The sequence below is a fragment of the Paenibacillus sp. A3 genome, assembly GCF_001399685.1.
Lineage (GTDB): Bacteria > Bacillota > Bacilli > Paenibacillales > NBRC-103111 > Paenibacillus_G.
This window is the reverse complement of the sequence record NZ_JTHN01000120.1, coordinates 1-18,544: the sequence shown is the minus strand read 5'-3', so window position 1 is coordinate 18,544 and position 18,544 is coordinate 1. Positions and strand designations below refer to the sequence as shown.

Genomic DNA, 18,544 nt, shown 5'->3' with positions numbered 1-18,544 from the left:
CCTGCGGCAGGTGCCGCAGACGTCGCCGCAGAACATCGTCAACTTCATGTGCCGCCTGATGCAAAATTTCCATGGGCAGATGAACCTGTTGAAAAGCGAAATGGAGCGCTGGAAAAAGTCCGGCGCGAAGGTGATGATGGTAGCGAGCGGGGCGGAGCGGGTAGACCGCATCAAGCGCGTACTGGCCGACTACCACATTGACGAGCCGCAAATCGTGGACGGAAATCTGCAGACCGGCTTCGAGCTGCCGGGCATTCATCTGGTCGTCATCACCGAAGGCGAGATGTTCACACAGAAGCAGCGCAAAGCGCGCAAGGTGGACAAAAAGATCGAGAACGCCGAGCGGATCAAAAACTACCAGGAGCTCAAAATCGGCGATTACGTCGTTCACGTTAACCACGGGATCGGTAAATTTGTCGGCATCGGCACGCTTGAGGTCGGCGGCATTCATAAAGATTATCTACACATCCTGTACGCCGGCGGCGACAAGCTGTCGGTGCCGATCGATCAGATCGATCATGTGCAGAAATACGTCGGCTCGGAAGAAGGCAAGGAACCGAAGGTCTATAAGCTCGGAGGCGCCGACTGGAACCGGGTGAAAAGCAAGGCCCGCGCATCCGTACAGGATATTGCCGACGATCTGATCAAGCTGTATGCGGATCGTCAAGCGACTCCGGGCTACGCCTTCAATCAAGATTCGAACTACCAGCAGGAATTCGAAGGCATGTTCCCGTATGAGGAAACGTCGGATCAGCTGCGTGCCATTGATGAAATCAAGAAAGACATGGAGAAGTCGAGACCGATGGACCGCTTGCTGTGCGGAGACGTCGGATACGGGAAAACCGAGGTAGCGATCCGCGCGGCGTTCAAGGCGGCGATAGACGGCAAGCAGGTAGCGGTGCTCGTGCCGACGACGATTTTGGCGCAGCAGCATTACGAGACGTTCCGGGAACGGTTCTCGGGCTATCCGTTTAACATTCAAGTGCTCAGCCGGTTCCGCTCTAAGAAGGAGCAGACCGAAACGATGAAAGGCATTAAGAACGGCACGGTCGACGTGGTGATCGGGACGCACCGGCTGTTGTCGAAGGATGTGCAGTTCAAGGATTTGGGGCTGCTGATCGTCGACGAAGAGCAGCGTTTCGGCGTGTCGCACAAGGAAAAGCTGAAGCGGCTGAAGACGAATGTGGACGTGCTGACGCTGACCGCGACGCCCATTCCCCGTACCCTGCATATGTCCATGCTCGGCGTGCGGGACTTGTCGGTTATCGAGACGCCGCCGGAAAACCGGTTTCCGGTGCAGACGTATGTCGTCGAATACAGCGCCTCGCTGGTTAGGGAAGCAATCGAACGGGAACTGGCGCGCGAAGGCCAGGTCTATTACCTGTTCAACCGTGTGCAGGGAATTACCCAGATGGCCGATCAAATCTCGATGCTCGTCCCCGACGCCCGGGTGACGGTCGCGCACGGGCAAATGTCCGAGCAGGAGCTGGAGAAAACCATTCTCGACTTCCTGGACGGCGAATACGACGTGCTGGTCAGCACCAGCATCATCGAGACCGGGGTCGATATCCCGAACGTCAATACGCTGATCGTCCACGACGCCGACAAGATGGGCTTGTCCCAGCTGTATCAGCTTCGCGGACGGGTCGGGCGCTCCAACCGGATCGCTTATGCCTACTTTACGTACCAGCGCGATAAGGTGCTGACGGAGGTGGCGGAGAAGCGGCTGCAGGCGATAAAAGAGTTTACAGAACTTGGATCCGGGTTTAAAATTGCGATGAGAGACTTGTCCATCCGCGGTGCGGGCAACTTGCTTGGTGCGGAGCAGCACGGATTTATCGCGTCGGTAGGCTTCGATCTGTATTCGCAAATGCTGGCCGAGGAAATCCAGAAGCGCAAGAAGGAATTAGGCGGCGAAGCCGTGCAAGAGACGAAAGTATGGTCGACGCAGCTCGATATCCAGCTGGACGCTTACATTCCCGGCGACTACATCTACGACAGCGTGCAAAAAATCGAGATTTACAAAAAAGTCGCGGCCATTCAAACCTTGGATGAAGCGATGGAGCTGGAGGACGAATTGGTCGACCGCTTCGGCGATCTGCCGGATGCGGTGCAAAATCTGTTGACCGCCGCACGGCTGAAAGTGTACGGTGCCTTGTACGGTATCGAGATCATCTCGCAGAAGGGGCTCGATTACGAGCTGAAAATTCACCCCGATCAGAACGGCAATTTGGACGGACAGAAGCTGTTCCAGCTGTCGGGCGAATTCGAGAATCGGATCAAGCTGATCAGCGGACCGCAAATTCACATCGAGCTCAAGGGAAAAGGATTGAAGCCAGAAGAAACCATCGCTTTGCTGGAAAGGTTTTTGGTACAATACAAGCGTGTGTTGAAATCGAAGGGAGAGCTGCAGAATGTGGCAAAATAAACGGAAACCGTTACGAAAAGGGCTTTTGGCTCTTTGTGCGCTCGTATTGGTCGCGGGTGTCGCTGCAGGTTGCGGCAAGAAAAAGGACGAAGCGGCACCGGCTGCTGCCGATAAAGGAAAACCGAGCGAGGTGCTTGTGACATACAAGGACGGACAAGTCACGCGCGGCGAATTCGATACCTTTTTGAATGTGAACGCGTTCTTCTATAAGCAATATGCGCAATTCAAAGACGACCCTGCTTTTCAACAGGATATGATGAAGCAGCTCGTCACCTTCAAAATCTTGTCCTCCCGCGCGGATGACAAAGCGAAGGCGGAAGCTGAGAAGCAGTTTACTGCTCAATTTGAGCAAATCAAGGGCTTCCTGGGCGCTCAGGAAGGCGGCATGGAGAAACAGCTCAAGGATGCGAAGCTGGAGCAAAAAGACGTGGAGGAGTTCGTGAAGCGCAGCATCACGGCGATTGTCTCCGAAGAAAGCAAAGTGACCGATCAAGAGATTCAAACGGCGTACAACACCAGATTGGAGCAGGACAAAACCGCCTATGTGACGGCGACGGTCAGACATATTCTGGTCGGGATCAACGATCCGGCGACAGGCAAGGAAACCCGTTCCAAGGAAGATGCGCTCAAGCGAGCGAAGGAAGTACAAGACAAGCTGAATAAGGGTGGCGACTTTGACGCGCTGGCGAAAGAATATTCGGACGATCCGGGCTCGAAAGAGAATGGCGGCAAGTACGAGAACGCGGACATCTCCCAATGGGTGCCCGAGTTTAAGAAAGCGGCGGCGGAGCTGCCAATCGGGAAGATCAGCGATCCGGTGGAAACGTCGTTCGGCTATCATGTAATGAAAGTGGAAGCGCGCAACACGAAAACGCTCGATGAAGTCAAGCCGGAGCTGCGTTCGGCAGCGGCTGAGACGAAGGTGTACGATTTTGTGGAGAAAGAACTGCCAGGTCTGATTCAGACGAATAACCTGCCGAAGCCGGAGGAGAAAAAGCCGGCGGAAGCTCCGAAAACCGATGCGCCTAAAACCGATGCTCCGAAAACGGACGCTCCCAAAACGGATGCGCCGAAGACGGAAGGCGGCAAGTAACAATTACCAGGGTACCCCATGGGGTGCCCTGTTTTGTTTTCATTTTTTTGGACATAATGTAAACAGCGACGGCTTAATTGTCCGACCAAGCGCCTCCAACCGCGCCGGAGTTGGACATGCATAGGCCGCCGGGAATTGAAGAATACTAGGGTCAGTCGAATTCCCTCCATTTTGCATACAGGGTCATATCCAGTCTGTATCCCATTCTTCTTGGAAAGCGAGGCATCTAGAAACATGAAAGCAACTGGAATCGTTCGTCGTATCGACGATCTTGGCAGGGTCGTAATCCCGAAGGAGATACGCCGCACCCTGCGTATTCGGGAAGGGGATCCACTTGAAATTTTTGTGGACCGGGACGGGGAAGTCATTTTAAAGAAATATTCTCCGATCGGCGAGCTTGGGGATTTTGCCAAGGAGTACGCCGAATCGCTCTATGAGAGCACAAACCATATCACGATGATATCCGACCGCGATACGATCATTGCCGTGGCCGGCGGCTCGAAGAAAGATTTTTTAGAGAAGCAGATCGGTTCTTTGGTGGAACAAAGCATGGAAAACCGCAAATCGACGCTGGAAACCGGCGGTGGCTCTTATGAAATCTGCAAGGACGTTACCGAGACGTACAGCTCGTATGTGATTGCGCCGATCGTGGCGGGGGGCGATCCGATCGGTTCGGTGATCCTGTTGAACAAGGACGAGAATGTGAAGATGGGTCAAATGGAACTGAAGATGGCGGAAACGGCCGCCGGCTTTCTGGCAAAGCAGATGGAGCAATAGCTCCGCCGATGGACAGCGATGCGCAGCTTCCTGATCGAAATCCCTTGGAGGGAAATCGGGAAGCTTTTTGCGTTTTTGGAAAAGGATTGCGAATTGCGGTATAATGGGGCTGCAAAATCTGTCCGAATGGGTTCCTCGCCGGACGGATGAGGGACCGGTCGCGGGAACGAAGGGGAAGCGTCATGAAAGAGCGATCGGAGCGGATGGAGGCAGGCGGGCCTGACATTGCGGACAGCAAAGACCGGGACGGGGGAAAAGGCTCGGTGCTGCTGCAAGGGGCGGCCCTGCTTGGTCTGGCGGCGGTCATTTCGAAGCTGATCGGCACGCTGCAAAAAATTCCGCTGCAAAACCTGGCGGGCGATGCGGTCTTTGGCATATACAATGCCGTGTATCCGTTGTACATATTGATTTTGGTGTTGGCCACGGCCGGATTTCCTCTGGTCGTATCGAAGTTTGTGTCGGAGTATGCTGCCGAACGGCAGTATGACGAGGCCCGGCGCGTGCTACGGGTGGCATCCTTATCGTTGATGGGCACCGGAATCGTCTTCTTTTTGCTGCTGTATTTCGGGGCGGAGACGATTGCGCGGTGGATGGCTGCGCCGCAAACGGCTCCGGCGATACGAAGCGTGTCTTATGCCCTGCTCGTCGTACCTCTTATGTCTGCGCTGCGCGGCTATTATCAAGGCTATCAGGACATGCGGCCGACCGCTTGGTCTCAGGTGGTGGAGCAGATGGTACGGGTGGCGACGATGGTCGTTCTGCTGCTAGTGCTGATGCGGCTTGGCTTCGGGCCGGAACGGATCGCCGCAGGCGCGACGTTCGGCTCGGTGATGGGCGCGCTGGCGGGACTTGCTGTCATGCTGTGGTACTGGCGTAAGGAACGGAGGCGTGAGCTTTTCCGGGCGCAAGCCTCGGTTGGAGGGGGTGGCGGCTGGCGGCGCGACTGGGCGCTGGCAAAACGATTGTCCGCCTATGCGCTGCCGCTCTGTCTCGGCTCCGTGGCGATGCCGATCTTAACGCTCGTCGATTCGTTCACGATGCCCCGGCTGCTGCGTTCAGCCGGCTTCGACGAGAGCGAAGCGTTGTATCAGTTCGGGCTGTACAACCACGGCCTGCCGCTCGTGCAGTTGGTCGCGATGATCGCATCCTCGATGTCTGCGGCGCTCGTTCCGGCGATCGCCGAAGCGCTCCGGCGCGGCGATGCGGATGCGGTGCGCGCACGCGCGGGTTTGTCCTTGCGGCTGACCTGGCTAATCGGGCTCGCCGCTTCATTCGGGCTCGCTCTGCTGGCGGAGCCGCTGAACGTGATGTTCTTCAAGAGCGCCGAAGGCACGGCGGCGATGGCGGTGTTGGCGTTCACCGCCCTGTTCTCGGCGGTGAACATCGTCGCGGGAAGCGTGCTGCAGGGCCTCGGCGCTGTGCGTGCGCCGGTGCTGTACCTGCTGCTCGCCGCCGCGGTGAAAGTCGCCGCCAGCGTGGCGCTCGTGCCGCGCTACGGCATCGACGGCGCCGCCTGGGCGTCGCTCGCCGCCTACGCGCTCGCCGGCGGCCTCGCGCTCGCGCACGCGCTGCGCGCCGCCGGGGTCCCGGCCGCGGGCGGCCTCGCCGCCATGAAACCGATGCTTGGCATCGGCTTCATGGCGCTCGGCCTGCTGGCCGTGACGCACGGCGTCCCGCCGCTGCTCGCGCAGCTGCCCGCAGCCCTGCCCCCACGGGGCACGGCCGCGGTCATCGCGCTCGGCGGCGTCGCCGTAGGGGCGCTCGCTTACGCGGTGGCCCTGCTGCGCCTGGGCGTCGTCACCGCCGCCGATCTGGCGCTTGTGCCGCAGCTGGCGGGGAAGCCCCTCGCCTGGCTGCGCCGATTCCGGCTGCTCCGCTGACGGAGCGCCGCACCCCAAACTGAAGGAGGCGGCTCTGGGCTATGTCCACTCAACCGCAAATTACGGTCGTCGGTCTCGGAACCGGCGACGAAAACCAACTGACCCTCGGCGTCTGGCGCAAGCTCGAAGCCGCCGGGGCGCGAGGCGGGGCGCTATTTCTCCGCACCCGGGAGCACCCGATGGTCGCAATGCTGGACCATCACGGCCTTCGCTATGAGACGTTCGATGCGGTCTATGAAGCGAACGAGGGCTTTGAGGCCGTTTACGAGCAGATCGCTTCGCAATTGATCGAGCGGGCCAAAGCCGCGAACAGCGGGGAGGTGCTCTACGCCGTACCCGGCCATCCGATGGTGGCCGAGCGGACCGTACAGCTGCTGCGCGAGCGTTGTCCGGCCGAGGGCGTGCTGCTCACCCTGATGGGCGGCGAAAGCTTTCTGGATCAAGCGTTCCTGCGGCTCGGCTTCGATCCGATCGAAGGCTTCCAACTGCTCGACGGCACTTCGCTGACGGCGAGCGGGCTCAATCCGCAGCTGCATACGCTGATCGGGCAAGTGTACGACGTCTACACGGCGTCCGACGTGAAGCTGACGCTGATGGAGCTGTATCCGGACGATTATCCCGTCGTCGTCGGCCATGCGCTTGGCGTGGCCGGAGAAGAGCGCGTGCGCGAGGTGCCGCTCTATGAGCTGGACCGGGTGGAGGGTTACGGCAATTTGTCCTTGGTCTGGGTGCCGCGCACCGACCGCGAAGACGTGCGGAGCCGCACCTTTACGCGGCTGCATGAGATTGTTGCTATCCTCCGCAGCCCTGAGGGCTGTCCGTGGGACCGCGAGCAGACGCATCAGTCGCTGCGCAAAAACCTGATCGAAGAAGCGTACGAAGTGCTGGAAACGATCGACGAGGACGATCCCGACCATATGCGCGAGGAGCTCGGCGATCTGCTGCTGCAGATCATGCTGCATTCGCAGATCGAAGCGGAGGATGGGATGTTTACCGTCTTCGACGTCATCCGCGAGCTCAACGAGAAGCTCGTCCGCCGTCATCCGCACGTCTTCGGGACGGCGCAGGCGGAAGATGCCGAGGAGGCGCTGGGCAACTGGCAGCAGATCAAGGAGGAGGAGAAGCGGAAGAAGGGGATCAACCCCGACGAGCAGCCGCTTCTCTCCGGCGTCCCCCGCGAGCTGCCGGGACTGATGAAGGCGTACAAGCTGCAGAAGAAAGCCGCTTCCGTCGGCTTCGATTGGGGCACCAAGGAAGAGGTGCTGCCGGTGGTCGAGTCCGAGCTGGCCGAAGTAAAAGAAGCGATCGAGCGCTTCGGCAAAGCGGAGCAGCAGGAAGAGCTGGGCGACCTGCTCTTTGCCGTCGTCAATCTGGCGCGGTTTCTCAAGGTGGACCCCGAAGAAGCGATGGCGGACGCCAACCGCAAATTTTTCGAACGTTTCGGGTATATCGAGGCGCAATTGCGTTTAAAGGGCAAATCATTTGACCAAACTGATTTGCAAGAGATGGAATCTTTGTGGCAGGAAGCAAAAAAAGTTCTGAAAAAATAAGAAGCTTTGCAGGATTTTCCTAACGAACAAAGAATACTTTAGTTCAGCGTCACTTTTAAGAGGAGGATATTAAACTCATGAACAAAACCGATCTTATCAACAACATCGCAGAAAAAAGCGGCTTGACTAAAAAAGACGTGGAATCCGTATTGAACAGCTTCCTTGGCGAAGTTACGGAAGCATTGTCCAACGGTGACAAAGTACAATTGATCGGCTTCGGTACGTTCGAAACCCGCAAACGCTCGGGCCGTACGGGTCGCAACCCGCAAACGGGCAAAGAGATCACCATTCCTGAGTCCAAGGTTCCTGCATTCAAAGCAGGCAACAAGCTTAAAGAAGCGGTGAAGTAATGCGGCTTGACAAGTTTCTCAAGCTTTCCCGCCTGATCAAGCGGCGCACTGTCGCGAAGGACGTGTCCGAACAGGGCCGCGTCTGGATCAACGGACGGGAGGCAAAACCGAGCAGCGCGGTGAAAGTGGGCGACGAACTGACCATTCAGTTCGGGCAAAAGCTGGTGACCGTGCGCGTGGAACTGCTTTCCGAGTCGACCCGCAAGGAAGACGCGGCGAAGATGTACACGCTGCTCAAAGAAGAAATGAATAAACCCGAGCCTTTATTTTAAAGGCCCGCCAAAGAGACCGGAGCTTTCCGGTCTTTTTTTAGTCGAACTCCGTGGCCGGGACCGTGAAACCCGTACCTTTCAAGGATGATCCTTCACCGGAGTTTGAAAGGTTGTACCGGCCCTGCTTTGCAAATAAAGGAATCACTGGACCTACGTCAAGAAAGTGGACACTAAATTAAGCGGTTTTCTTGTAAAACAGTGCAGCAAATCGAACAGGTGACAAATAGCCCAAAGCTCCATGGATTCGTTTCCTGTTGTAGAAGAATTCGATATAGGCAAAGATCTCATCGTAAGCCTGTTGTTTCGTTCTGAACTTTGTCGTGTAAATCAGTTCTTTCTTCAAAATGCTATGAAAGGATTCCATGCAGGCGTTATCGTAGCAGTTCCCTCTGCGACTCATACTTGCTACGATGTGATACTGTGCTAAACGGGACCTATAATCATGAGATGCATACTGAGTACCGCGATCGGAATGATGAATGAGCCCTTTCTCAGGTCTCTTGGTTTGATAAGCGTCATCCAGCGCCCCGAGCACTAGTTCAGTTGTCATGCGGTCAGCAAGGCGCCAGCCTACGATCTCGCGGCTGTAGAGGTCTAAGATGCTCGCCAGGTACAGTCGGCCTTCACGGCAGGGGATATACGTGATGTCTGCCACCCATACTTTGTTTGGTGCTTCGGTTTGAAACCGCTGGTTTAGAATATTAGGGGCCGTTGGGAAATCATGATTGGAATCGGTTGTGGTTACCCTAAACTTCTTGGACACACACGAGCGTAGCCTGAGCTCCCGCATGTAGATTCCAACAGTGCGCTGTGTGATGGTATACCCTTCTAGGGAAAGCAAATGCGTGATTTTGGGGCTTCCGTATCTCCCTTTGTTGTCGTGGAAATGATGCGCAATACGCCTGAGAATCTCATTCTTCCAGATCTGCTGCTGGCTTGGCTCGGCGGATTTCCATTTGTAATAGCCGCTCCGTGACACACCCAGGACTTTGCACATCTTCTCCACCGAAAATTCGGAGCTGTTTTCTTCGATGAATTGGAACCTTAGTTCTTTGGCTTGCTGAAGATGTGCAGAGCCTTTTTAAGATGGCCAACTCCTCTTGGGCATCGGTGAGTTCGCGATCCTTTGCCTTGAGCTCGCGCTCCTTCTCCTTGAGAAGCTGCTCCATCTCACGAAGCTTAGTGGCATTGGCAACTGGTTCATGGTCAAACTCACGATATTGAGCAAGCCATTGCTGTACTGTACTCTTCGGAATATTTAGCTCTGCACATATCTCAGCAATTGTCTTAGCTTCTTGCTGAATGTACTTTACGGTTTGCTTTTTAAATTCTTCATTGTAACGTTGTCTTTGTTCACCCATCTTGGACACCTCTCCCGTTAACCCTATTATCTAGTGTCTCTTAGCGAAGTGTCTACTTTTTATTCTAGCTCCACACAATGCGTTAGTCCGAGCTTGTCAGTTATTCATTGGACTTAGCGGAACCAGGGTTCTTTAACCGTGTCGAAAAAGGTTCATACCCCCTGAAATAAGGTTGTTAACGCACGTCAGGTTCTCTATTTTGTCCGGTCGGGCTAATTTGGATACAATAGCACACTTAAAGTTCCTCTATTTGTAAAACCATTAATCCTTCACGTCTTGATTAAAGCTTCGACGGTTTTTCTAGACCTCCGGTTTTACCTTCCATTCGAGGCGGATTCCTTCTCTCTACCATTGGTAGTTCTAAACCTCGGACGACCTCCATATTTTTAAGTAAACAAGCTTTGTGCGTAAAAATTTTTGATGATGCGTTAGCGAAGAACGGTGTGATGGCCGGAGAGTTTACGTGCCGCCTTTGAAAACGGGTTATTTCCTCTGAAATTCAATATTAAGATAACCCGTTTTCAAGAGCGGCCGGAGGCCATCAGCACCGTTCGTAGTGACAACGAGAACAAATGGTTTTTACCGCCAAAGCGTCCAAGGAGGATGAACCAAGCCATGGTAGAACAGCCGGGGAAGGTGAAACGGCAGGAGATCAAGATGCTCAACCGCAAGCTGCTCGAGGTATCCGGCGTGTTAAATGTGGAGAGCTTCGACAGCGAAGAATTTTTGCTTGAAACCGAGTGCGGATATTTAATGATCAAGGGGCAAAATTTACATATCAAAAACTTGAGCCTGGAGCAGGGTCTCGTTGCCATCGAAGGGTACGTGAACGAGCTGGCCTATGTTGACGCAAACTCCCAAGGGAAAACCAAGGGATTCCTGAGTAAGCTGTTCAAGTGACGCTGCACATTCAGTTCGTCACCTTAGGGATGATGTATGCGGGAGGTCTGGCGCTCGGGGGATTGTATGACGTGTACCGGGTGCTTTCCGGCCAGCTGAAAGTCCGGGCATGGCTTCGGGCGGTTCTGGACCTTCTCTATTGGCTTATTGGCACGCTCCTGGTGTTCGCACTGCTGTATGAGAGCAATTGGGGCGAGGTGCGCCCGTTTATATTTTTGGGTCTCGGCATCGGAATAACCTTTTACTTTTTGGTGTTTAGCCGGACCATGATCCGGGTAATTCATTTTATGATCCGTGCCGTACTGGCTGCGATCCGGTTCGGCAAACGGACGGTTCAGCTGTTGATTATAAAGCCGGTCCTGGTGATGTACCGCATCGTTGTGATCATTTTGGGTTTTTTGGCCGCAACGGCTATATTCCTGTACAAAATTGTGTTACAATTGCTTTATCCTGTGTGGAAATTGCTGTTATGGCTTCTTAAGCCTTTCGGTCGGTGGATCCGTTTTCGCGTTTCCGTCCCCGCATGGGTTCTGAAAACCGGTCAAAGCATCGCGGCATGGCTCCGTCGACTCTTTTGATCGTACGTAGGAGGATTTCAGGTACATGCAGGCACTCTCGAAAACCAATCCCATGCAACCGCATAACAAAGGCTCCTTTCGCCGACGCCGTTTGGTCATGCTGATGCTGGCTTGCTTTTTGAGTTGGGCTGGTGTCACACTTTGGAATCAGGTCGATAAAATCAGTGAGCGCAGCCAGAAGCTTAGCGCAGTCCAGCAGAAAAAAGCGGAAGCACAGCAGCAGAATGAAACCTTGCGGCATGAGATCGCGCGTCTGAACGACCCCGAGTACGTAGAGCAAAAAATTCGCAAAGAGCTGCATTATGTCAAACAAGGGGAGACGTTATTTTATACCCCGAAACCGGCCCAGAAGTAACTCGGCAAAAGATGGGCACAGCCTTGTGTTGACCGTATTTTCTCCGTAAGTTATAATCGGCATAGCTTCAATTTCTCTTTGTTTCTTAACTATTTAAGGGAGGATTAGTTTACTTTATGGCAATTGAAGTGGGCAGCAAGCTGCAAGGAAAAGTGACAGGCATTACTCACTTTGGGGCGTTCGTTGAGCTATCTGAGGGGGTTACTGGCCTTGTGCACATCTCGGAGATTGCGGACAACTATGTCAAGGATGTCAATGATCATCTGAAGCTTAACGATATCGTAACCGTAAAAGTGATTAATGTCGACAAAGACGGCAAAATCGGATTATCGATCAAGCAAGCGGTCGATCGCCCGGTGGATGCCGCTCCGACAAGGCCCGCTCGTTTTGACAGACAAGGCGACCGCGGCGGCTTCGGCCGAGGGGACCGTGGAGGCCGTGGTGGTGGTAGACCTCCCGCCAACAAGCACGTTACCTTCGAAGATAAAATGGCGCGTTTTCTGAAAGACAGCGAGGATCGCATCTCTTCCTTGAAGAAAAATACCGAGGGTAAAAGAGGCGGACGCGGCGCGCGTCGTGACTAATAAATAGACGGAACCGGATGGGCCTGAGCTCATTCGGTTTTTTTGCCGCTTGACAAGCCCTTCCCGGCTGTTATATACTCATGCTTGTTGCGGCGGCATAGCTCAGCTGGCTAGAGCGTACGGTTCATACCCGTAAGGTCGGGGGTTCGATCCCCTCTGCCGCTATAATGAAGAGGCAAAGCGAATAACCTGAGGTCGGGCGGTGAGAATCGTCAGACGCTCAGGTTTTTTGTTTGCCGTTATTCCGCTTGTTTGGCGGGAAAGCTATGTCTTTGTCATAAGTCAGGGCGGGCCGGACTTTTTTTGTCGTATCTTTCGGGCGGCCCCGGCGAATCGACAGGTTGTAACGTAAAGGACAAAGGTCCGCTGCGAACAAGTCCCGAACATAAAGTGAAGTGTATAAAACCGCAGCTTTGTGACAGCGCTTACAATTTCCTTTAATCCGCTGATTCAGGGCGATTCGAGGCAGCAACTCATTTTGTCGGAAAAAACTTTGGACCAGCCCCCGCATTCTGACAAACTTTCCGATGGACAGCTTATATACTAAGACCACTAATAGTCTATGGGTGGTGTGATGAAAATATGCAAAAACGTCAAAGTATGAATGCAATGGGAACGGCAGCGTCGGGATGGGTGCTTCGGATCAAGCAAGGCATGATTGCGTTGGTCGTGAAAAACCGGTTGGTGCAGTGGTTCGTCGCCAAGAAATGGTCGATATTGCTGCTGATGATGGCGTTTTTGCTGGGCCGGGCAATGATCCTGGATCAGCTCGCGCCGTTCGCGGTCGCCTTTTTCGCAGTCATGTATTTTTTGCGGCGCGAACTGCTCTATTGGTCCGGCGTATTTCTGGCCGCGGGCGGACTGTTCTCCATCGATCCGAAGCATACGGGATACCTGGTCGCGCAGATGCTGGTCTTCCTGTTGATCCAAAAAGGCGTAGAGCGGTTCGAGCGGTCCGACATCTCGTATGCCGCGTTATTCTTGTTCGCCGCCACGTTTTTCGTTCAGCTGTTCTCCCATTTGGCCTCTGCGGAACTGAGCTGGTATGCGATGATGATGACGGGCATCGAATCGACGCTTAGTCTCATTCTGACACATATATTCCTGCAAGCGATTCCCGTGTTTACCTTAACCCGCAAAAATTACAATTTAAAAAACGAAGAAGTCATCTGTCTGATCATTCTGCTTGCTTCGGTGATGACGGGGACCGTGGGCTGGCTTATTGGACCGGTTACGCTGGAGCACGTGATGTCGCGCTACTTGATCCTGCTATTTGCGCTCGTAGGCGGGGCGCCGCTCGGAGCTTCCGTGGGGGTCATCTCCGGGCTCATTCTAAGCCTCGCGAATGCAAGCGCCATTTATCAGATGAGCTTGCTGGCGTTTGCGGGGATGCTTGCCGGGCTGCTGCGCGAAGGCAACAAAATGGCGGTAGCGCTCGGCATGCTGATCGGTTCTTCCATTCTTTCCTTTTATTTAGGAAATTCGTCGGAGGTGATTTATTCTACGTGGGAATCGGTGGCGGCGGTGTCGCTGTTCCTGATGACACCGAAGGGAGTCATTCAGATGCTGGCCAAATACGTGCCGGGAACGCAGGAAAATCTGAAGTCGCAGCACGATTACGCCAAGCGGGTGCGGGATGTGACCGCGAGCCGCGTCGAGCAATTTTCCGAGGTGTTCAAGCAGCTCTCCCGCAGCTTCAAGCAGGTGACCGTCGATGCGCAGCCGGCGCGCAAGGAGGAGGAAGTCGGCCATTTCATGAATTCGGTGGCGGAGAAGTCGTGCGCGAACTGCTGGAAGAGGAAGCAGTGCTGGGACGGCAAGTTTTATCAGACTTATAAATTTATGACCGATATGATGACGGAGGTGGAGCTTCGGGAAAATATGTCGCGCAAGGATGTCCGGCCGCAGTGGAAGAAGCAGTGCATTAAGCCGGATCAAGTGCTGGAGGTGATGAAGCAGCAGTATCAATTGTACAAGCACGATCAACATTGGAAGAAGCAGATCGTCGACAGCCGCCAGATCGTAGCGGATCAATTGTCCGGAGTATCTCAGGTGATGGAGGACCTGGCGAAAGAGATCAAACGGGAAGGACAGGAGCTCTTCATGCAGGAAGAGCAGATCCGCAGCGCATTAGAGGAGCTGGGGCTCTCCATACATAGCATCGACGTTATCAGCTTGGACGAAGGCAATGTCGAGATCGAAATCGTGCATCAATATACGAGAGGCTTTGACGAGTGCCGCAAAATCATCGCGCCGCTGCTCTCCGAGATTGTCGGGGAAAACATTGCCGTCAAAAACGAGCAGGCGATGGAGCGGAAGGAAGGCTACAGCACGGTGCTGTTTGGTTCGGCGAAGGAGTACGAGGTGGAAACCGGGGTGGCCGGGGCCGCCAAAGGAGGCGATTTGCTGTCGGGCGACAGCTTCAGCACGGTGGAGCTCGGCAACGGCAAGTTTGCGGTGGCGCTCAGCGACGGAATGGGCAATGGCGAGCGGGCGCGGGCGGAGAGCAGCACGGCGCTGTCCATTTTGCAGCAGCTGCTGCAATCCGGCATGGACGAGAAGCTGGCGATCAAATCCGTCAATTCGGTGCTGATGCTGCGCTCGTCGGACGAGATGTTTGCGACGGTCGATGTGGCGCTTGTCGACTTGTATAACGCGCAGACCACCTTTTTGAAGATCGGCTCGACGCCAAGCTTTATTAAGAGAGGGGATGAAGTAATCCCGGTGACGGCCAACAATTTGCCCGTAGGGATCGTGCACGATATCGACGTCGATCTGGTCAGCGTGCCTTTGCGGCATGATGATATTTTGATCATGATGACGGACGGCATTTACGATGCGCCGGGCCATGCGGTGAATAAGGAGCTGTGGATGAAACGGATGATCAGCGAGATCGAGGCGGATAGCCCGCAAGATTTTGCCGACATTTTATTGGAGAGGGTGGTGCGGTATCATCATGGGGACATTTACGACGACATGACGGTGGTCGTCGCGCGAATCTCGAAATTCCAGCCGGAGTGGGCAACGTTCCGTTGGCCCGGTATGCAGCGCGTGGACCGTCCGAAAACGGTTAGCTGAAATAAAGGCTGCCAAACTAAAAAACGTCCTGTGTTTCAGGACGTTTTTTAGTTAGCTAAACCTAATATTGTTTTACACAAATCAGGACTTAAAAACTTTTTGATATAATGAGTTTTTTATGTCAAAGCGCTTTAACAGCGTTAAAAAGGCATAGCCAAGTGTAACGCCTATAGTATTTAAAATAATATCATCTACATCCAAGCTTCGATAAAAGAACCCAATTCCAACGCCAATAATCAATTGGGATAATTCAATACATAATCCGAAAAGAATACCGTAGATTATTATTCTGATTGGAGAGTTAATGTGTTGAAATAGTAGTGGCGCATAAAATCCAAAAGGAGCACACATGAGAATATTTCCAGCGATTTGTTTAACAGCTACGAAAGGAGATACAGAGTTTTGCATAATATCAATAATACTTTTAAAAGGTATAAAATTCATATTAAGTTCTATATTGCCCCGTTTGAGGCTTAACAATAGGTTGGATTGCACAGGGATTGGAAAGAGTATTATTGAAATGACAACTAAAATGTGTAGATAAAAGATCAACAATGTAAGATTTTTTAATACATTTTTTTTGGTTGAAATGTTATGTAAGGCTGTGAAAATTACTGCAATTACAAGCGATACTCCAAGCGGCATTCCAGTTAAAATAATTATTACCGCCTTAAAATTGTGGATAGTAACAAATCCTAGGAGTATTGTCCGAAAGTGGTCATATCCAGAATATTATATCCTATATTGGTAACAAATGGAATTTACTTATGCAGGATTTTTATAAACCGACAGGAGTTTGCTGGAAGGGTGTGGAATCCAGTACAATAAGGTAAGTTGGATTCCGAAAGGAGCCTGAAGATGGAAAGAATAAACTTCTATTCAGTTAAGCAAGTCAAAGAAAAAAGTGAGTTATATCATTTGAATAGTAAAAAAGTAAGCTCTCCAGAGGATGCAAATCAGATTATTCAGACCGTTCTTGATTTGAATAACGAAGCGGTTGAGAAATTCGGCATTCTGACGCTGGACTCGCGAAATGTTGTGGCGGGCATTCATGTCCTGGCTATCGGCACTTTGAATGCTGTGCTGATTCATCCAAGGGAAGTTTTCAAAGCGGCCATTTTAAACAATGCAGCCAGCATCGTGCTGTTCCATAACCACCCGTCGGGTGATCCGACGCCAAGCGAGGAGGATATCGAAATCACGCAGAGGATTGTCGATGCCGGCGAGCTGATGCTGATCGAAGTGCTCGACCATATCATAACAGGCGATGGGAAGTATTGCAGCATGGCTGAGCAAGGATTGCTGAACAAGGGCCAGTCTGATCCCGAAAAATGAATCCGATCCGCTTATAGCTTAAGCGGGGTCGGATTTTTTGTTTCCGCTTTGTTCGAAAGGTCACACTGGAGGGCAAGTTTAGAATTCTCCCAACTGGAAAAACTGGGTAATAGATAGATGGGAGGATGAACAGATGAAGCAGATCATACTTATGACCGACGGCTGCTCCAATGTCGGAATCAGCCCGGCCGTCGCGGCGGCCGAAGCGAAAGCGAAAGGGATTATCGTTCACGTTATCGGGGTGCTGGACGCCGGCGAGATCGGCGAACTAGGCGCTTCCGAGATCGACGAGATTGCCGCAGCGGGCGGCGGCATGAGCCGGACCGTGCAGCCTTCGCAGCTCTCGCAAACGATGCAGATGATGACGCGCAAAACGGTTGTCCAGACGATCCAGCAGGTGGTCGGACAAGAGCTGCGGAGCATTCTGGGGCAGACGACGAAGCTAGAGGCTTTGCCGCCGGAGCAGCGCTCCGAAGTGGTGCGGGTCATTGACGATTTGACGGAAACGGCGGATTTGAAGGTCGCTTTGCTGATCGACGCCAGCGCCAGCATGAAGCCGAAGCTGCCGGCCGTCAAGGAAGCGATCTGCGATCTTCAGCTCAGCCTGCAATCACGGATGGGCGAGAGCCTGCTGTCCGTCTTTCATTTTCCGGGCAACGTATCGGGCGATCAGGAGGTCGAGATGGACATCGGCTGGACCCGCGACCTTGCAAATTTGAACCGGTTGTTTTATAAATTAAACATGAAGGGTACGACGCCGACAGGACCGGCGCTGCTCAAAGTCGTTGAATTCATGAACGGCTCGGCCGATGATACATATAGAAGCAAGCATAATGCAGCGGGGGATCGGCGGACGGCCGACAGCCGTATGAGATCAAGCGAGGATGGGATATTCGGTGACTACGTCGTTTAGGCCCGCTTTTCCGGCGGGAACCCTCGTAAACGGCAAATGGAATCATAACGCATACCGTGTGGAGCGGCTACTTGGCGAAGGAGCCAACGGCAAAGTATATCTGGTCTCCCGGGGGAAGCGGTATTACGCGCTTAAGGTCGGTTTCGACGCCGTGGATCATCAGTCCGAGGTCAATGCGCTGAAGGCGTTGTCCCAATCGGCCACATCGTTTCAGCAGACGTTGATTGATGTCGACGATTTTTCATGGGAAGGCACGGATTATCCTTTTTGCGTCACAAAGTACATCAAAGGAAAGTCTTTGACGGAATACATGAAGCAGTACGGCAGCGATTGGATTCATCTCATCGGCCTGAACCTGCTACGGAAGCTGTCCGAGCTGCATGCGAGCGGCTTTGTCTTTGGCGACTTGAAAGCCGAGAATATGATCATATCGGGCTACGGCGACGTGGCCTTGATCGATTTCGGCGGCGTAACGGCCAAAGGGCGCGCGGTGAAGCAGTTTACCGAGGTGTACGATCGCGGCTTCTGGAACGCCGGCACTCGGATGGCGGACGACGCGTACGATTTGTTCTCCTTCGCCGTGCTGATGCTCAACGTGACGGACCGGGAACGCCGGTTTCATTCCGTGAATTCACTGCTGCCGCAGAACCGCAACGTCGAGTGGCTGCTCGATATGCTGAAGGGCAATGCGCTGCTGGCGCCGTCGGCGCCGGTGCTGCGCAAAGCGCTGACGGGCCGCTACACGAGCTCCAAGCAAGCGCTGGCCGACTGGCGCGCCCGCGGCTCGGCTTACCGTCCGGTGCGCAAGAAGCCGGTCAAAGGGGGCTGGATCAAGCTGTGCTTCGCCGCTTCCTTGCTGATGTTCGGCGCGGCCATTTATTTCGTCTTGCAATAAAATGTAGACAAAGGCAATTCAAGACGGCCCGGATCGGGTAATAGTCAAACGGGAAGGTTCGTCAGACGAGAGGTTGTTCATTCATGGAGACGGCGGAAACATTATCTGCGCAAGTGGAGCGGTTCATTCAAGACGAAGCTTTGATCGAACCGGGGGACGGCGTGGTCGTGGCGGTATCGGGCGGACCCGATTCCG

At 53.7% G+C, this 18,544-nt stretch carries 18 protein-coding genes and 1 tRNA gene; 16 read left to right on the top strand and 3 right to left on the bottom strand.

Features of this window, described 5'->3' with window-relative positions:
• The 7 genes from mfd to QJ48_RS18510 form a co-directional block, all read left to right on the top strand.
• Positions 1-2,428 (top strand): transcription-repair coupling factor (gene mfd, locus QJ48_RS18540; protein ID WP_054975022.1); only part of this gene is annotated, 2,428 nt, incomplete at its 5' end.
• The gene (locus tag QJ48_RS18535; RefSeq protein ID WP_054975020.1) at positions 2,415-3,521 is read left to right on the top strand and encodes a peptidylprolyl isomerase; all 1,107 of its coding nucleotides are present in this window, start codon (positions 2,415-2,417) and stop codon (positions 3,519-3,521) included. The genes mfd and QJ48_RS18535, both read left to right, overlap by 14 nt.
• A gap of 234 nt (positions 3,522-3,755) precedes the next feature.
• A complete protein-coding gene (gene spoVT / locus QJ48_RS18530) occupies positions 3,756-4,298 on the top strand; it encodes a stage V sporulation protein T (RefSeq protein ID WP_054975019.1) in 543 nt (180 codons plus the stop codon).
• A 182-nt stretch (positions 4,299-4,480) separates the two neighbouring features.
• The gene (locus QJ48_RS18525) at positions 4,481-6,178 is read left to right on the top strand and encodes a polysaccharide biosynthesis protein (protein ID WP_054975018.1); all 1,698 of its coding nucleotides are present in this window, start codon (positions 4,481-4,483) and stop codon (positions 6,176-6,178) included.
• 41 nt (positions 6,179-6,219) lie between these two features.
• Positions 6,220-7,728, top strand: coding sequence for a nucleoside triphosphate pyrophosphohydrolase (mazG, locus tag QJ48_RS18520; protein ID WP_054975017.1), 1,509 nt, complete (start codon positions 6,220-6,222; stop codon positions 7,726-7,728).
• A gap of 77 nt (positions 7,729-7,805) precedes the next feature.
• A complete protein-coding gene (locus QJ48_RS18515) occupies positions 7,806-8,078 on the top strand; it encodes an HU family DNA-binding protein (RefSeq protein ID WP_010501443.1) in 273 nt (90 codons plus the stop codon).
• The gene (locus QJ48_RS18510; protein WP_010501445.1) at positions 8,078-8,350 is read left to right on the top strand and encodes an RNA-binding S4 domain-containing protein; all 273 of its coding nucleotides are present in this window, start codon (positions 8,078-8,080) and stop codon (positions 8,348-8,350) included. The genes QJ48_RS18515 and QJ48_RS18510 overlap by 1 nt, the downstream gene beginning before the upstream one ends.
• A 175-nt stretch (positions 8,351-8,525) precedes the next feature.
• Here the strand turns inward: QJ48_RS18510 and QJ48_RS18505 are convergent, their stop codons facing one another.
• Both QJ48_RS18505 and QJ48_RS38340 read right to left on the bottom strand, forming a co-directional pair.
• A complete protein-coding gene (locus QJ48_RS18505; protein ID WP_337589628.1) occupies positions 8,526-9,356 on the bottom strand; it encodes an IS3 family transposase in 831 nt (276 codons plus the stop codon).
• Positions 9,262-9,711: a transposase gene (locus tag QJ48_RS38340; protein ID WP_237762971.1), complete on the bottom strand. Its 450-nt coding sequence runs from the start codon at positions 9,709-9,711 to the stop codon at positions 9,262-9,264. Before QJ48_RS38340 ends, QJ48_RS18505 begins: the two co-directional genes overlap by 95 nt.
• Positions 9,712-10,326: 615 nt before the next feature.
• Between QJ48_RS38340 and yabP the strand changes: the two genes are divergently transcribed.
• The 6 genes from yabP to spoIIE all read left to right on the top strand — a co-directional run bounded on the left by yabP (position 10,327) and on the right by spoIIE (position 15,206).
• Entirely contained in the window at positions 10,327-10,611 is a 285-nt protein-coding gene (gene yabP / locus QJ48_RS18495) for a sporulation protein YabP (RefSeq protein ID WP_025846843.1), read from the top strand.
• The gene (gene yabQ / locus QJ48_RS18490; RefSeq protein ID WP_054975015.1) at positions 10,608-11,189 is read left to right on the top strand and encodes a spore cortex biosynthesis protein YabQ; all 582 of its coding nucleotides are present in this window, start codon (positions 10,608-10,610) and stop codon (positions 11,187-11,189) included. The genes yabP and yabQ overlap by 4 nt, the downstream gene beginning before the upstream one ends.
• Before the next feature lie 25 nt (positions 11,190-11,214).
• Positions 11,215-11,544, top strand: a complete 330-nt coding sequence (locus tag QJ48_RS18485) for a septum formation initiator family protein (RefSeq protein ID WP_054975014.1) — start codon at positions 11,215-11,217, stop codon at positions 11,542-11,544.
• Between the two features lie 116 nt (positions 11,545-11,660).
• Positions 11,661-12,128, top strand: a complete 468-nt coding sequence (locus QJ48_RS18480; protein ID WP_054975013.1) for a S1 domain-containing RNA-binding protein — start codon at positions 11,661-11,663, stop codon at positions 12,126-12,128.
• 91 nt (positions 12,129-12,219) lie between these two features.
• Positions 12,220-12,293: transfer RNA gene (locus QJ48_RS18475), tRNA-Met, on the top strand.
• A 417-nt stretch (positions 12,294-12,710) separates the two neighbouring features.
• A complete protein-coding gene (spoIIE, locus tag QJ48_RS18470; RefSeq protein ID WP_054975012.1) occupies positions 12,711-15,206 on the top strand; it encodes a stage II sporulation protein E in 2,496 nt (831 codons plus the stop codon).
• A gap of 81 nt (positions 15,207-15,287) precedes the next feature.
• On the opposite strand, the gene QJ48_RS18465 is transcribed toward spoIIE, so the two are convergent.
• The gene (locus QJ48_RS18465; protein ID WP_054975011.1) at positions 15,288-15,851 is read right to left on the bottom strand and encodes a VanZ family protein; all 564 of its coding nucleotides are present in this window, start codon (positions 15,849-15,851) and stop codon (positions 15,288-15,290) included.
• Between the two features lie 213 nt (positions 15,852-16,064).
• Here QJ48_RS18465 and radC point away from each other — a divergent pair, with 213 nt between their 5' ends.
• From radC to QJ48_RS18450, 3 genes are all read left to right on the top strand, one after another.
• Entirely contained in the window at positions 16,065-16,541 is a 477-nt protein-coding gene (gene radC, locus QJ48_RS18460; protein WP_063858121.1) for a DNA repair protein RadC, read from the top strand.
• A 133-nt stretch (positions 16,542-16,674) separates the two neighbouring features.
• Complete coding sequence (locus QJ48_RS18455) at positions 16,675-17,454, top strand: vWA domain-containing protein (RefSeq protein ID WP_054975010.1); 780 nt, start codon at positions 16,675-16,677, stop codon at positions 17,452-17,454.
• Positions 17,438-18,349, top strand: coding sequence for a protein kinase domain-containing protein (locus QJ48_RS18450; protein WP_193394463.1), 912 nt, complete (start codon positions 17,438-17,440; stop codon positions 18,347-18,349). Before QJ48_RS18455 ends, QJ48_RS18450 begins: the two co-directional genes overlap by 17 nt.
• Positions 18,350-18,544: the final 195 nt, after the last annotated feature.

Coding starts and splice junctions, on each gene's coding strand:
- QJ48_RS18535 (WP_054975020.1), top strand. CDS start 2,415: ATGTGGCAAAATAAACGGAAACCGTTACGAAAAGGGCTTTTGGCTCTT.
- spoVT (WP_054975019.1), top strand. CDS start 3,756: ATGAAAGCAACTGGAATCGTTCGTCGTATCGACGATCTTGGCAGGGTC.
- QJ48_RS18525 (WP_054975018.1), top strand. CDS start 4,481: ATGAAAGAGCGATCGGAGCGGATGGAGGCAGGCGGGCCTGACATTGCG.
- mazG (WP_054975017.1), top strand. CDS start 6,220: ATGTCCACTCAACCGCAAATTACGGTCGTCGGTCTCGGAACCGGCGAC.
- QJ48_RS18515 (WP_010501443.1), top strand. CDS start 7,806: ATGAACAAAACCGATCTTATCAACAACATCGCAGAAAAAAGCGGCTTG.
- QJ48_RS18510 (WP_010501445.1), top strand. CDS start 8,078: ATGCGGCTTGACAAGTTTCTCAAGCTTTCCCGCCTGATCAAGCGGCGC.
- QJ48_RS38340 (WP_237762971.1), bottom strand. CDS start 9,711: ATGGGTGAACAAAGACAACGTTACAATGAAGAATTTAAAAAGCAAACC.
- yabP (WP_025846843.1), top strand. CDS start 10,327: ATGGTAGAACAGCCGGGGAAGGTGAAACGGCAGGAGATCAAGATGCTC.
- QJ48_RS18485 (WP_054975014.1), top strand. CDS start 11,215: ATGCAGGCACTCTCGAAAACCAATCCCATGCAACCGCATAACAAAGGC.
- QJ48_RS18480 (WP_054975013.1), top strand. CDS start 11,661: ATGGCAATTGAAGTGGGCAGCAAGCTGCAAGGAAAAGTGACAGGCATT.
- spoIIE (WP_054975012.1), top strand. CDS start 12,711: ATGCAAAAACGTCAAAGTATGAATGCAATGGGAACGGCAGCGTCGGGA.
- QJ48_RS18465 (WP_054975011.1), bottom strand. CDS start 15,851: ATGCCGCTTGGAGTATCGCTTGTAATTGCAGTAATTTTCACAGCCTTA.
- radC (WP_063858121.1), top strand. CDS start 16,065: ATGGAAAGAATAAACTTCTATTCAGTTAAGCAAGTCAAAGAAAAAAGT.
- QJ48_RS18455 (WP_054975010.1), top strand. CDS start 16,675: ATGAAGCAGATCATACTTATGACCGACGGCTGCTCCAATGTCGGAATC.